Genomic DNA, 14,156 nt, shown 5'->3' with positions numbered 1-14,156 from the left:
TCAGCTTCAGCGCTTCCTCACTCCCGGCTCCCAGCTCCGTGCTCTCTGCTCCCTGCTCCCTGCTCCCTGCCTCATCCCTTGCCCCTTCTCATCTCTCAATCCAGCCACCGCCGATGAGCCTTTCTCCATCATAAAGTGCAATGGCCTGTCCCGGCGTGACGGCCCACTGGGGCATGTCGAATATGAACCGTACCTCATCCGATGACACCACCGTTAACCGGCCCGGAGCCGCTTTGTGACGGTACCGGATCTGTGCTGACATCTTCGCCCCGTTTTCAGGCGGGGTGCCCTGTATCCAATTCAGAGCTATCGCATGCACGGTATTGGTAAAAAGTGCCTCCCGCCTGGCCACCACTACCTGGTTCACCTCGGGCCTGATTTCCTTGACATAGTAAGGCCTTGAAGAAGCAATTCCCAGACCGTGTCTCTGGCCGATCGTATACCGGTAAATCCCTTCATGTTCTCCGATCCGCGTGCCGTCTTCATCCACAATGAGCCCCTTTTTGCTGATCGAGGCACGCCCCCTCTTCTCCATGAACTCCCGGTAGTCCATCCCGGAAATAAAGCAGATCTCCTGGCTTTCGGGTCTTGAATGACAAGGAAGGGCCATATCCCGCGCCCGGCGTCGGACCTCTTCCTTGGTCATCTCCCCCAGGGGAAAGATCGCCCTGGAAAGAAGGGTCCCGCCCAGTCGCTGCAGGAAATAGGATTGATCCTTTGCCCTATCCACGCCCCTCAAAAGGCTTATCCTCCCCTCTTCCACACAGTGTCGGGCATAATGGCCGGTGGCCAGGGAACGGATCTCATTTTCAATGCAATAGTGATGGAGTGCATCGAATTTAATCTCCTGATTGCAGCGGACGCACGGATTCGGTGTCAGACCCGCCCGATAGGCATGGCAGAACGGCCTTACCACCTCTGTTTCAAAGCGCTCCCGGAGATCGAGGATCTCCAGGGGAATGCCGATCCGGTCTGCAATTTCACTGACCCGCTCTCCCCTTCGGGGGTCAGCGTCGGAAAGGACCAGGTGGAGGCCGTAGACCTCCCATCCGGCTGCCTTCAAGAGAACGGCCGCCATAGCGCTGTCCACGCCCCCGCTGAGCGCAACGGCCACATTGCTTGGCTGATTCATTTTTGCGGCTTTCATAAGCATAAACTTCGCGAATAGCGGGTTACTCCGGGATAGATCTCCGCCCGGCCGTTCTATCCGCTGACAGAATAAATAAGCATCTTGTTTTCAGGGATGTCGTAAGGTAAGCATGGAATGATCAACCGCCATGAAAACCTCAATATTGAGCAATTCCGTTCCTGTCAATAAAAATCAGAACCCTGCACAGTTTCCGTTGCGAATTGTCGCCCTGTGTCCTCGTGATTCGGTTTCCCGCCGCTCGTTGAGACCGCTCGCCTCATCCCCATTGACACCCCGCACGGACTTGGGTATTGTTTTTTATTGAAATTGCAGCCCGCTCCATCGGTTATCATCAATCTTAGAGCAATCTCCTTGAATATATTTCAGGCTGAGAGAATCCTAATTCGGATAACCGCAAGCAAAACGGCTGTGTACTGTCCCGTCATTCCGGCATGCCCTTAGCCGGAACCCAGTACGCCGTATTTCTGGATTCCGGCTAGAATCGTGCCGGAATGACGGAAGGCTAAGCGTTCAGTGCAAGGATGGCCATATTTTCTTGTTTTTTCATGACAAAGACCAGTTACTAAAAGTGGCGCTCAACAAGAGCCTATGAAAACGAAAATCTATCAAAACCGCCTGGCCGCCCTGAGACACCGCATGGCATCGGGCACTCCTGCCCCGTGTGATGCCGCATGGATCACTCAGCCTGAAAACCGTCGATATCTTTCCGGTTTCAGGGCAGAGGACGGACATTTCCCGGAATCCTCCGGATCCCTTTTGATTCACGGAAACCGATCCCTCCTGGTGACGGATTCAAGATATACCCTCCAGGCCGAGCACGAGGCCCCTCAGTTCGAGACTAGGATCTTGAAGCAGGACCTGGTCGACGAGATGCCCTCATGGGTGATGGACATGGGGATCCGGACCCTCGGCTTTGAGCCGGACTACCTCACCTGGGGACTCCACAGCAAAATCCAAATCCGGCTTCAGGCCCTTTCACCCCCTGTGGAACTGGTCCCCCTGGACAGCCTTGTTGAAGGACTGCGGGAGGTGAAAGATCCGGAAGAGATTCAAGCCCTGGAGGCGGCCGCGGACCTTATCTCCGATGTATTGGATGAGATTGCCACCCATCTTCGGCCGGGCATGACGGAAAGGGAGATCGCGTGGAAGATCGAGGGACTGGCCCGGGACCGCGGGGCGGAGAGTCTGTCGTTTCCCCCCATTGTCGCGTCCGGTCCCAACAGCGCGCTCCCGCATGCCGTCCCCACAGACCGGAGACTCAACAAAAATGAACCGTTGACCCTGGATATCGGCGCCAGGCTGAACGGCTATTGTTCGGACATGACCCGGACGGTCTTTTTGGGCGCGCCGAGCCCCGAATTCAAAATCATCTACAGGACCGTCCGGCACGCACAGCTGGAGGCTCTGAAAAGCGTTCGCCCTCTGGTGGAGAGCACCCATCTGGACGGTTTGGCCAGGAAATACATTCGTGAGGCCGGGTTTGGAAAGTATTTCGGTCACGGCCTCGGCCACGGCGTGGGTTTGGCGGTCCATGAACGTCCCAGAATCGGACCGAGGAATCCGGTCAAACTCCAAAAAGGGAGCGTATTCACCATTGAACCCGGAATTTATATCCCCGGAAAGGGAGGCGTGCGATTGGAGGAAATGGTCCTGGTGGAAGATACGGGTCCGAGGATACTGACCAGAAGCGACCGGTTTTATGATTTCTGATTCCCACGGATTCAGGAATTGAGAAATTTAATGAAATTCTTCCGTAGTACGGCATGTTGTCATGGCAACCGAATTCCTTGCGCTATTCGCATCATTCGTCTAATTCTGGTTCAAAAATGGATGCTCTGATCGATCAATTCATCAATTACCTGAGACTGGAACGGGGGCTTGCCGACAACACCGTCCAGGCCTACAGCAGGGATTTGTCCGGATTTGCCCGATTCCTCGAAGAACAGCGCCTGTCCCCGCTTACGGTCTCCCGGGATCGAATTATCGAATACCTGAACTCTCTAAGGAGGTCGCTGTCTGCCAGGTCGATCGCCAGGAACATTTCCGCCACGAGGATGTTTTTTCGCTTCCTTGCTTCAGAAGGTCATATCCGGGAGAATCCGGCCAGGCTGCTCGAGATCCCTCGGCTCTCACGGAACCTGCCGGAAGTCCTGAGTACGGACGAAGTGGAGCGGCTTCTGGCCCGACCCGACCCCTCCAGCCCTCGTGGGAACCGGGATCGGGCCATGCTGGAACTCCTGTATGCGACCGGGTTGCGGGTTTCTGAACTCATCGGATTGACCGTCTCGAACGTCAATCTGGAATCGGGATATATAAGAACACTGGGCAAGGGCGCCAAGGAACGGCTGGTACCCATTGGAGGAAAGGCTATCCAGGCGGTCAGGGCATATCTCTCAGAAGGCCGGCCTCAGATGCTTCGCAACGCCAACATTCCCTGCCTGTTCCTCAATTTCAGAGGACGCCCTCTGACCCGTCAAGGATTCTGGAAGATTATCAAGCAATACGGGAAGGATGCCGGGATAAAAAAGGAGATATCGCCCCACACCATCAGGCATTCTTTCGCCAGTCATCTACTTCAGGGCGGCGCCGACCTTAGGGCTGTCCAGGTCATGCTCGGTCACGAAGACATCTCCACCACCCAGATCTATACCCATGTCACAAGGGACAAGTTAAGAGAACTCCACGAAAAATATCACCCCAGGCCATGATCCCAGGGCGGCCGGCGAGACGTTGTTTATGGGGAAAATTATTCATATCCGGGACAGATTCCAGAAACTGTCCCCCTGCGACCTGATCGTTTCAGGACCGTGGGAATTCCGAAGGGCATGCTGGAAGACACCTTTTTTTGCCCAGATGTTGCGCCCCCTGGCGGAAAAGCTGCTGGCTTCCGATGAACCGATGGCCTCCATCCCTCCCCATTTTTCCCTCGATCGCGGCCTTGCATCCACCATTCAGGCCATGTATGCCATCCGCCGGGACGGCGTCAGGATGCGGCAGGCCTATTACCTCATCGGATTGACCGACTGCATGATCAACCAGGTCAATCCGATCTTAAGGACCGATATTTTGAGGGCCATGTATAAGAAAGTCTTCGACATGAAGGCCGATTTCAACATACACTGGCACGGGTCTCTGGATCAGGTCCTCCTCCCCATCGATCCCTCTTTTTACAATGACGCCGCCTACCGTGCTACCGTACATCGCGCCGCAACCCTGAAGACGCTCTATCAGGCCATCCGGGAAGGTACGGATGAGATGTTTGACATCCTGTCCCGTGAATATATTTTCTTTTGCCCATCGGTAGGAGGGTGATCATGAAGCAAAATTCATCGAACCGGGGGATCAGAGACAGCAATCTCTTCTTGGAGGCCATCTTTGACAGCATTAGTGAAGAGATCATGGTGATCGACTCGGAGGGGTCGATTCAGGATGTGAACCAGGTATTTTTGAATAACTGTGGGCGGACGCGGGAGACGGTTGTCGGAAAAAAATGCTATGAGCTCAGGAAACTGTCCGGCAATCCGTGTCACATCGGGACCCAGAACTGCCCCGTCAAAAAGGTACAGGAGACCGGAGAACGGGTGGAAATCACCCACCGGTATTACGGACCGGGCATTGGCGACAGAGAATTGAGCCGGATCATGTACCCGATCTCTACCGGGGGAGAAGTGGGGCAGTATTTTGTGGAGATCTCTACGGACGTTACAGAATACCGGAACCTGATCCGAAAGCTGAAGGCTGAGAAAAAGCGGTTCAGCACCATTCTGGACACGGCCACAGACGCAGTTATCAGCATCGATAGAAACCACAGGATCATCCTCTTTAACACCGCGGCCCAGCAGATCTTTGGTTACTCCAGCGAGGAGGTCCTCAATAAGGATCTCAACATGCTCATCCCGCCCCAATACGGCGACCATTACCGCTTCGTCAGCGGTTTTCTGGAGAACAGAATGCCGCGGGCAGTCGGAAGGAATCTCAAGCTCATTGCATTTCGGAAAAGCGGAGAGGAATTTCCCATCGAGCTGGGACTTTCCTTTTACGAAACCGAAGAAGACATTACCTTCACGGCCATCATCAGAGACATTTCCACACAAAAGCAACTGGAAAAGAAGCTGTTGCAGTCCGAACGCCTGGCAGCGGTGGGCCAGACAGTGGCCCATGTGGCCCACGAAATCAAAAATCCGCTCATGATCATCGGCGGCTTTTCTCACCAGATAAGAGACAGCTTGATTGACGACAAGGCAATACAAAAACTGGATATGATCCAGGAAGAGGTCGGCCGGCTCGAACGACTGGTGACCAGTATCGGGGATTTTACCAAGGTTCATAACCTGGTTTTGCGAACCTCGGACATTAATTCGGTCATTCGGGATGTATTGAAGATCATGGAAGGCGTCTGTTCTCCGGACAGGCATCGCTTCAAAGTCAGCCTGGCACCGGACCTGGGCGAAATCGATTGCGATCCGGATAAGTTGAAGCAGGTCTTTATCAATATCATTACCAACGGCGTCGAGGCGATGGAGGGCGGGGGTACGATCACCATCACCACGGAGAAATCATCAGGATTTATCGAAATCCGTATATCCGATGAAGGCATTGGGATTCATGAAAAAGATCTCCTTCATATCTTCGAACCCTTCTTTACGACACGGGAACGGGGATTCGGTCTGGGCCTGGCCATATCCTACAAGCTTGTGGAGGCCCATGGGGGAGAGATTTGGGCGGACAGCGTGCCGGGAAAAGGGACCACCTTTGTGGTCAGGCTCCCGGTTGAATAATCGTCTGATTTTTTGTTTGACAAAAAGGCCATTGGGATATATATTATGTTTTTGCCGCGGGGTGGAGCAGTCTGGTAGCTCGTCGGGCTCATAACCCGAAGGTCGTTGGTTCGAATCCAGCCCCCGCTACCAAAGCCTTCAAAAGGGTTCGTCGTCGGTGACGAACCCTTTTTTTATTGCCATCCAATTTCATACCCCACCGCAACACCTCCAGAACAATAACCCCAGATCGGAGGTCGAAATATTCGAATTTATCTTCGACAGAAGAGGCCTATTCCTCAAACACGGGCAAGAGAATGCGCACGGTCGTTCCCTTCCCTTTCTCTGAATCAACGCCGATCCATCCCCCGTGGTTCTTGATGATTCCCAGGACCGCGGGCATGGCGAGACCCCTTCCCTGAAACTTGGTGGTGAAAAAGGGGTCGAAGATCTTCCTAAGGGTCTGTTCGTCCATCCCCTTGCCGTTGTCCTCAATAGTCAAGGCTGTGTAAGGCCCGGGAACCAGGTCCGGGTATTCCTTCAGATCGCCCTCATGGACAGTCTGAACTGTACACGCGATGCGAACCTTCCCCCCTTCTTCCATGGCCTCCGCGGCGTTTGTCAGGATGGCGGACAACACGGACTTCATCTGTTTCGGATCGGCCTTGACAGGCAGGACATCCTGGGACAGGTCCGTTTCCCACTGTACGGAGGTGGGCATCTCGGGGAGGAGCGTCGGCAGGGTCTCGGCTACAAACCGGCTCAGAGACAGGATCCGGGCATAGTATTTTCCGCCGCGCGCATAGGCAAGGAGTTGACTGGTGAGCCCGGTCATCCTCTGAATCGAGTCCCTGACCATGTTTGTGTATTTCTGGTGGTCGTTTCCTTCTTCCCTGGACAGCTCCAGCATATCCATGCTCACCGAAACCACCGAAAGGGCATTGTTGAACTGGTGGGCGACGCCCCCCGCCAGGGTGGCAATGGCCTCCATCTTGCGGGCCTCCAAGAGACTCTCCTGAAGTTGCCGCTTCTCCTCCTCGAGGGTCTTCACCTCGGTGATATCGTGGAAGACCAGCGTGTCCTTGACGGCGACCCCGTGGGCGTAGGTCGCCTTGGAATGGGATCTGACCCAGAAAGTACTGCCATCCTTTCTGCGGATCTTATACTCCGTGCTTTCCGAGATCGGTTGAGCGGCAAAGATACGCCGCCCCCTTTCCATAAAATGCTCGAGGCTCTCTTCCGCCATGAGGCTCAGCGGATTGAGGGTCAGAAATTCCTCTTTTGTGTAACCCGTGTACCCACACATCACCTCGTTGACATTTGTTATGACAAAGTTCTTCAGGTCTATCTCGTAGATGCCCGCCGGGGCATTGTTGACGAGTTGTCTGTAGCGCTCTTCGCTCTCCTTCAGCTCCCGCTCGAATCGGTTGCGAAGCAGGGCCAAGGACGCCTGGTTTACATATGCCTCTACCAGCCTTTTCCTCGACACAAAATCCGCACCCGAGGAAGTACTTCGATCCACGATAATCGCACTCCCAAACAACTCCCCCTCTCTGACTAATCCGACCACATAGATCCGGCGGATGCCCACGAGCTTCTCGAGCGACTGGGCAATAGCCTTGGGTATGGCGCCGAACGAGAGGCCATGGATCCCTTTCGGGCCGTCCGCAAGCTTCCCGGTCTTGAGTGTCTGCTCTGCAGACTCGTCATTCAGTGTGGTTATCATTCCCACGGGGTCTCGCCCCAGTACGTTCAAAATACGCTCCAGGCCGGCCCCTATGCCTTCCACGGCCATCGTGCAGAATTGCCTCGTCTCGGGTTCATAGGAATTGACCAGCACCACGACATCCCCGAGTATTGCCTTGATCCTCGTCCCGATGATTTGGTAAAGGGACTTCCTGTCCCTTACGTTCACGAACTCCATGGCCGTGGCGTGCAGAAACTCCAGCTCCCGTGCAAGTTCCCGTTGTTTCTTTTCCGCCTCCTTGCGAGAAATAACTTCTTCTTCAAGTCTCCTCTTGGCCTCCAGGATCTGGGACTTCTCCCTTGTCAGGGAAATGGAGACCTCCTTTTCATCCTGTATCAACAGGGCGCAGGAGATCGCCACCAATGTATTCAAAAAGATGAAGTTTCCACCGGCGGCAAGTGCATTCAGTGGACTAACGAAGAATGGAACCTTGTCTCCCAATGGGGTTGCAGCGTGAAGCCACCCAAGTATCCCCAAGGTCCCCATATTGACGCATATTGCTATGATTGCCGGCTTCACGCCGAGGAGCAGACCACATACGACCGCAAAGGAGAAAAGCCAGATGGGACCCCCGCTTAGGAACCCAAAGAAGAAAACCACGTAGACGCCGACGATATAGATCAGGGCACAGGCCACCCATGCCTTGACTTTGTATCTCAGCCTCTTCCCGATAAGGAGACCGAGGCCGCATGCAAATACCGCAACGTCCATTGACAAAGGGACCCAAAGCCTCTCCCTCAGCGCAAGCAGCACAGCAGGGACAGCCGCGAGCCCTGAAAATAAAATCCCTATGATGATGACAGACAGGAGAATGCGCTCCCGCATCCCCTTTGACCGCCGTTCAAACAGCGGAAAAATTCTGAGAGCGGACCACCAATTGGCCACACGCCTCAGAACGGAACCTCCCGCCCTCTCCTCTTGATTCTCAGGTCTTCCGGGATCGCCTGAATTCATGGTTCGACCCCAGTCCAAACGCCCCTCATGCCTTTATACTCCCATCGCCTCATCCGTCTACTGCCTTGCCAGCTTATCAGCTTATCAGTTTATCAACTTTTCGGTTCATCGTCTTTTCCCGTCAAGGGCCTGACGGATCTTTTGCGCTATCTCTTCGATCACCACAGGTTTCATGGCAAAGGCGCAAAATCCCAACTCGAGGGCCTTGTCCTCGGGCATCCGCTCACTGAACCCCGTACAGAGGATGATGGGCATGTCCGGTCTGATCCGCATGATTTCCTTCCCCAGTTCGTCTCCTGTCATCCTGGGCATGGTCATATCGGTAATGACCAGGTCATAGCCTTCCGGATCGTTCCTGAAGGCATTCAAAGTGTCCAGGGGATCGGTCCTGCATTCCACCACATACCCCAGAAACCGCAACATATCGGCATACATCTCCGCAATCATCGGCTCATCGTCCACAAACAGGATCCTCTCGGTACCATGAGGAATGGGCTGACCGTGCTTCTCCTTTTCTTTGTCAAGAGACTTGACCCTCGGCAGATAGATGGTAAAGCGAGAACCCTTCCCCAATTCACTCTCTACCACCACCGCACCTTCACAGCTCCGGATGATCCCATGCACGGTCGCGAGGCCCAGACCGGTCCCCTCTTCCCTCGCCTTGGTGGTGAAAAAGGGATCAAAGATCTTCTCCAGGGTCCTGGGGTCCATGCCGTGCCCTGTGTCCTTTACCGTCAGTTTGAGGAACGGCCCGGGGCTCAGCGATGTTTTCGTTTCCGCCACCCTCACTTCATCCAGGATCTCCTCGTCCAGGGTGATCTCCAGGATCCCTCCTTTGGCCCGCATGGCATGGGCCGCGTTCGTTACGAAATTGACAATCACCTGATGCACCTGTGTCGGGTTGGCCAGGACCGTGTCATTGTCCGTTCGGATATCCTGCCGGATTTCTATGGTCGAGGGGAGGGCTGCCCGTGTCAGTTTGATCGCCTCTTTTAAAATAGGTCCCACCTGCATCGGCCCCTTCTCCAGATCGTCCTGACGACTGAAGGTAAGAATCTGGTTCACCAAATCTTTTGCCCTGGCCCCCGCATCCAGCACCCGCTCCAACATCCGGTTCGCCCGGTTATCCGGCGGCACATTCATCAAGGCCATTTCCGTACCCATCACAATCGGCGTGAGGATATTGTTGAAATCGTGGGCAATGCCCCCTGCGAGCGTTCCGATGGCCTCCATCTTCTGGCTGCGGTGAAGCTGAAGCATCAGTTCTTCCTTTTCCTTCTGGGTCTCCTGGATCTGCTCAAGTCTCGTCTGAAGCTCAATGGCGTCTGACCGGACCTTTTCAAATAAAAGGGCGTTTTTCAGTCCGGTGGCAGTCTGGTTTCCAAGCGCCTCCAGAAATGAAGAAGATACCTGGAAATCCCTCGTTTTCTGCGAGGCCAGACCCAGCACCCCGATAACCTCGCCTGCGCTCTTCAGGGCCAGCGCAGCAAAAGACCGCAGCCCTGCCCGTTTGCATTCGTCATAGGTGCAGCGAGGGTCGGTGTGGATATCGACGGAATAGACCGTCGCTCCCTCCCTTGCCGCGATTCCACAAAGGCACTCCCCCACATGATGAGCCGGCACATCCTCCTCTGAAAACGCTTGCCCGTGCGGTTGGAATCCCTTCAAGATGAGGTCGTTTCCATCCTTTAAAAACAGGGCCACAAGGTCGGACTGAAGAGAGGTCTTTGCTGCCCTCAATACCCTGTTGACGATCGCGTCAACCGAAAGGTCCTGGCCCATCTCCCTGCCCAGGAGGTTTAACACCTCCAGTTCCCGGGCCTTGTTCTCCAGTTGCTGCTCCGCCGTTTTTCTGTCCGTGATGTCGGTGAGGATGCCCTGGATTCCGGCGATTCGGCCTCCATCCCATATGGGCCGGCTCGATGCCCGCACCCACAGGGGTTCGCCTGATTTGTTCAACAGAACATATTCGCCATTTCGGCTCTCGCCTGCCAGAAATCCCCGGTATTCCGCCGTCATTTGATCGCGTGCTTCATTCAAGAAAAAGTCCCTGAAATCCCGGCCAATGACCTCATCGGGCCTGTATCCCGCCATCCGCTCGATAACCGGACTGATATAGGATATGGTGCCGCCCTCATCCACCACATAAATGGCATCGTTCATATTTTCCACGAGATCGCGATACCGTTCCTCGCTTTCCCGGAGTTCCCTTGTCCGCAACTCGATCTCTTCCTCAAGACTCGTATGATATCTGCGGCTTTCCTCCCGGAGTCTGGCCCGTTCCAGCACGCCGTTAACGACGTGCTCCAGCTCTGCCATGTCTTTGATCGGTTTCATAATATAGTCCCAGGCCCCCCGCCGAATGGCCTCTATGGCATCGGCCACAACGCCTGTTCCGGAGAGCACCACAACAGGGGTCTCGGGCGCCTCCCGGGAGAGCACGTCGATCACATCCAGGCCGGTCATGCCGGGCATGCGGAGGTCCACCAGAACGACTGCCGGTTGTCTTTGCCGGAAAAGTTCAAGGCCCTTTTCCCCATCCCCCGCATCCATCACGGTGAACTCCAGATCCTCAAAGAATGCCCGGATGCTCCTTCTGATGGGTTCCTCATCCTCAATGGTCAGCAACGTGCATGATTCCATCAGTCTCCTCACCTTTTCATTCGATCCTTTACGGCAGCAACCAGTACGGCCAAATCGCTCAACGGTTTTTGAAATATGTCCCTCTCGTTGATCCCGATCGCCCGTAATTGCGGCAGCGGGGAATACGCTACCGATCCTGTATAGACGATGAATCTCATCGACGGATACAGGCGATGGGCCTGTTCCATAAATGCATTTCCGTCCATCCCCGGAAGACGAATGTCCACAATGGCGCCGTCCGCCGGATCGCTGGCGAGAATCTCGAGGGCCTTTTCCCCGCTTTCCGCTGTCACGGCCTCAAAATCATCGTCTTCCAGCCATGCCCGCAGGCCCCTTCGGATGCTCTCCTCATCGTCAACCACCAAAATTCGGATCCTCTCCCCTCCCATAACTCCCTCCCTCCACAGGCAATCGAACCACAAACATGGCGCCCATCCCCGGGTTGGATTCGATAGAAAGGGTGCCCCGGTGCTCTTCGGCGATGATGAAATAGGAGACGGATAATCCCAGTCCGGTCCCTACACCCGGGGCCTTTGTGGTAAAAAAGGGCTCGAACACCCTTTTGCGCGTCGCCTCATCCATCCCCGGACCGTTGTCCTCGATCTCCACGCGCACCATCTCCCCCTCGCGCATCACCCGCAGGGTAAACCTCGGGGTTAGCACCTTTATCCCATGCTCTTTGGCTCTTGCTCTTTGCTCCTGCATGGCCTCAGCCCCGTTGCGCAGGATATTCAGAAAGACCTGCTGGATCTTGCTCGTCTGACATACCGCCTTCGGCACCTCAGGGTCATACTCCCGTACGATCTCAATCTTCCGGAAATCGTATTTTTTCTTGAGATCATAGTCGCTCCCTGCAAGGTCCAGGGTCTGGTCCAGGAGTTCCCCCATGTCCGCAGGGGTTCCCCTTCCGTCAGCCTTGCGGCTGAAGCTCAGCATATTGGAGACAATCCCGGCAGCCCGCTCGCCGCTTTTTCGGATATCATCGAGAAACTCCGGGATCTCCCTCCGTTCCAGATATGTCCTCAGCGCACTCAAGGTGGTCCCGCATTCCTCTGCAATCCGGGAATTAGCGGGCAGATCCGGCGATACCCGCCTCAACACATTCTGGGACGCCTGCAGGATAACCCCCAAAGGGTTGTTGATCTCATGGGCCATTCCCGCAGCCAGCCCTCCCACCGAAAGCATCTTCTCGGACTGGATCATCATCTCCTCCATCCGCACCCGCTCGGTTACATCATCCACCCGGATGACCGCTCCCTCTACGCCGTTGGTGACCAGTGGATACACCGTTATATCATCATAGTGCATCACGCCCTCCGTCTGCCGGGGGACCTTAACCTCCGATCTTACACTCTTGTTGCGGATGGCCTCCTGAACGTTTTCCAGCTCACGGCCCAGCATGGGCAGAACATGCTCCAGATTTTGTCCCCGGGCCTTCTCGGCGCAGATGCCCGTCGTCTTCTCTGCGGCCAGGTTCCACTGACTTACCCGGCCTTCCCGATCCACCCCCACCAGCAGCGACGGCATGGAATTGATGATATTGTCGAGATAGTCGCTCAACCGCTTTCTCTCCTCTTGCGCCTGTCTGCGCTCGGTGATATCCCGGATAATGCCCTCAGTCCCCTTTGGGTCACCCGTATCATCGTAATAAAAATGAACCGTGATAGAGGCGGTGAAGGTGGACCCGTCCGTTCTCCTCATCACGGCCTCAAAATCGTTCACGCTGCCGTTCTTCTTCAATTTCTCCATCAGCGCCTGACGTTCGTGTGCATCCGGCATGAAGTGTTCCAAAGGTAGGCCGTTCATCTCCTCGATGAATGTGTACCCGAACATCCGAGCCCCGGAGGGGCTTGTCATGACGAGTTTTCCTTTCTTGTCCAGACGATAGAACACGTCCTGAATGTTCTCAATGACGCTTCGGTACTTCCTTTCGCCGGCCCGCAAGGCCTCTTCCATCTTCTTCCGTTCTTCGATTTCCAGCAGGAGGTGTTGATTGTTGATCTCCAGCTTGATCTTGTGCTCCTCGATAAGATCGAGGGAATGCTCAATGCTCAGGCTGAACATCTCTGGTGCGAGAACGGTGACGCTCGTGATCATGAAGAAAACGAATAGAAATGTGATCCAGGCCATGAGTGAGAGAGAGGTCAGCATATGGTCCGGGTATATCTCGATAATGCCGGTGGTCATTCCGGCGCCCACAAGGCCCATACTCGCGAGACTGAGAAAAATTGCGATGATTCCTCCACGAAGACCAAAAAAGACCGCGGAGAGAAAGCATACCCCGACCAGGATGAGGGTCCCGACGCCACTCAATCCGATTCTGACAAGAACCGCCAGGGCGATCAGATAGAGACAGCATACCAGGACCACGGCCCTTGTCTTGTATGAGATACGACGGGATCCAAAGGTAACCAGGAGGAAGAGCAGATAAATGCCGGCATACAGGGAAGAAAAGTACCATTTTCCCTGCAGGAAGGCCTCAATAGCACCTGTAACAACGGCCAGAAGGCCGATGAGAGAGAAGATATAGAGGAGTCTTTCAAATATGGTCTGCCGAACCGCTGAAATCTCACTGCGTTCCGGTTTTCCTTCTCGAACAAATAGACGAGGATTGAATATGGGCTGCATGATCTTCTCCTTGATAACCCCTCTGAATCCGGCCTGGACCTGAAAAAGGGACTCGCCAGTGAACCAAGATTACATCTGGAAGAAGAGAAGTGTCTAAAGTTTGGAATGCCTAAAGTTGAGAAACATCAATCCCGCATTCTGCGGGATCTACGCTTCGCTACGGCCGATATCCAATATCCAGCCTACAGCAGAAAAGCAGAAAGCGTCGGGCCGTACACACCGGCCCAACGCATGCCTGAAAAATGGGTCTGAAGATTCAACAAGTTCTGATCAAATT

The 14,156-nt window shown here is 54.7% G+C and carries 9 protein-coding genes and 1 tRNA gene; 5 read left to right on the top strand and 5 right to left on the bottom strand.

What is annotated here, in order from left to right; all coding sequences use genetic code 11:
- Positions 1-88: 88 nt before the first annotated feature.
- Positions 89-1,132, bottom strand: coding sequence for a tRNA 2-thiouridine(34) synthase MnmA (mnmA, locus tag K9N21_14530; protein ID MCF8145129.1), 1,044 nt, complete (start codon positions 1,130-1,132; stop codon positions 89-91).
- 606 nt (positions 1,133-1,738) lie between these two features.
- On the opposite strand from mnmA, the gene K9N21_14525 reads away from it, so the two are divergent.
- From K9N21_14525 to K9N21_14505, 5 genes are all read left to right on the top strand, one after another.
- Positions 1,739-2,860, top strand: coding sequence for a Xaa-Pro peptidase family protein (locus tag K9N21_14525; protein MCF8145128.1), 1,122 nt, complete (start codon positions 1,739-1,741; stop codon positions 2,858-2,860).
- A gap of 116 nt (positions 2,861-2,976) precedes the next feature.
- On the top strand, positions 2,977-3,858 hold the full coding sequence (xerD, locus tag K9N21_14520) for a site-specific tyrosine recombinase XerD (GenBank protein ID MCF8145127.1): 882 nt from the start codon (positions 2,977-2,979) through the stop codon (positions 3,856-3,858).
- 28 nt (positions 3,859-3,886) lie between these two features.
- Complete coding sequence (locus K9N21_14515) at positions 3,887-4,462, top strand: hypothetical protein (GenBank protein MCF8145126.1); 576 nt, start codon at positions 3,887-3,889, stop codon at positions 4,460-4,462.
- Between the two features lie 2 nt (positions 4,463-4,464).
- On the top strand, positions 4,465-5,928 hold the full coding sequence (locus tag K9N21_14510) for a PAS domain S-box protein (protein ID MCF8145125.1): 1,464 nt from the start codon (positions 4,465-4,467) through the stop codon (positions 5,926-5,928).
- 55 nt (positions 5,929-5,983) lie between these two features.
- Positions 5,984-6,060 (top strand) — tRNA-Met (locus K9N21_14505).
- Positions 6,061-6,199: 139 nt separating this feature from the next.
- Here K9N21_14505 and K9N21_14500 read toward each other — a convergent pair.
- From K9N21_14500 to K9N21_14485, 4 genes are all read right to left on the bottom strand, one after another.
- Complete coding sequence (locus K9N21_14500; protein ID MCF8145124.1) at positions 6,200-8,626, bottom strand: PAS domain S-box protein; 2,427 nt, start codon at positions 8,624-8,626, stop codon at positions 6,200-6,202.
- Between the two features lie 87 nt (positions 8,627-8,713).
- Positions 8,714-11,251 (bottom strand): response regulator, encoded by a 2,538-nt coding sequence (locus K9N21_14495; GenBank protein ID MCF8145123.1) that lies wholly within the window; start codon positions 11,249-11,251, stop codon positions 8,714-8,716.
- Positions 11,252-11,259: 8 nt separating this feature from the next.
- The gene (locus K9N21_14490) at positions 11,260-11,640 is read right to left on the bottom strand and encodes a response regulator (GenBank protein MCF8145122.1); all 381 of its coding nucleotides are present in this window, start codon (positions 11,638-11,640) and stop codon (positions 11,260-11,262) included.
- Entirely contained in the window at positions 11,606-13,879 is a 2,274-nt protein-coding gene (locus K9N21_14485; GenBank protein ID MCF8145121.1) for a PAS domain S-box protein, read from the bottom strand. The genes K9N21_14490 and K9N21_14485 overlap by 35 nt, the downstream gene beginning before the upstream one ends.
- Positions 13,880-14,156 lie beyond the last annotated feature (277 nt).

This window comes from Deltaproteobacteria bacterium, from assembly GCA_021737785.1.
Taxonomy (GTDB): Bacteria; Desulfobacterota; DSM-4660; order Desulfatiglandales; family Desulfatiglandaceae; genus AUK324.
This window is presented reverse-complemented; position numbering and strand designations above follow the sequence as displayed.

Coding starts and splice junctions, on each gene's coding strand:
- K9N21_14525 (MCF8145128.1), top strand. CDS start 1,739: ATGAAAACGAAAATCTATCAAAACCGCCTGGCCGCCCTGAGACACCGC.
- K9N21_14490 (MCF8145122.1), bottom strand. CDS start 11,640: ATGGGAGGGGAGAGGATCCGAATTTTGGTGGTTGACGATGAGGAGAGC.
- K9N21_14495 (MCF8145123.1), bottom strand. CDS start 11,251: ATGGAATCATGCACGTTGCTGACCATTGAGGATGAGGAACCCATCAGA.
- K9N21_14510 (MCF8145125.1), top strand. CDS start 4,465: ATGAAGCAAAATTCATCGAACCGGGGGATCAGAGACAGCAATCTCTTC.
- K9N21_14515 (MCF8145126.1), top strand. CDS start 3,887: ATGGGGAAAATTATTCATATCCGGGACAGATTCCAGAAACTGTCCCCC.
- xerD (MCF8145127.1), top strand. CDS start 2,977: ATGGATGCTCTGATCGATCAATTCATCAATTACCTGAGACTGGAACGG.
- K9N21_14485 (MCF8145121.1), bottom strand. CDS start 13,879: ATGCAGCCCATATTCAATCCTCGTCTATTTGTTCGAGAAGGAAAACCG.
- mnmA (MCF8145129.1), bottom strand. CDS start 1,132: ATGAATCAGCCAAGCAATGTGGCCGTTGCGCTCAGCGGGGGCGTGGAC.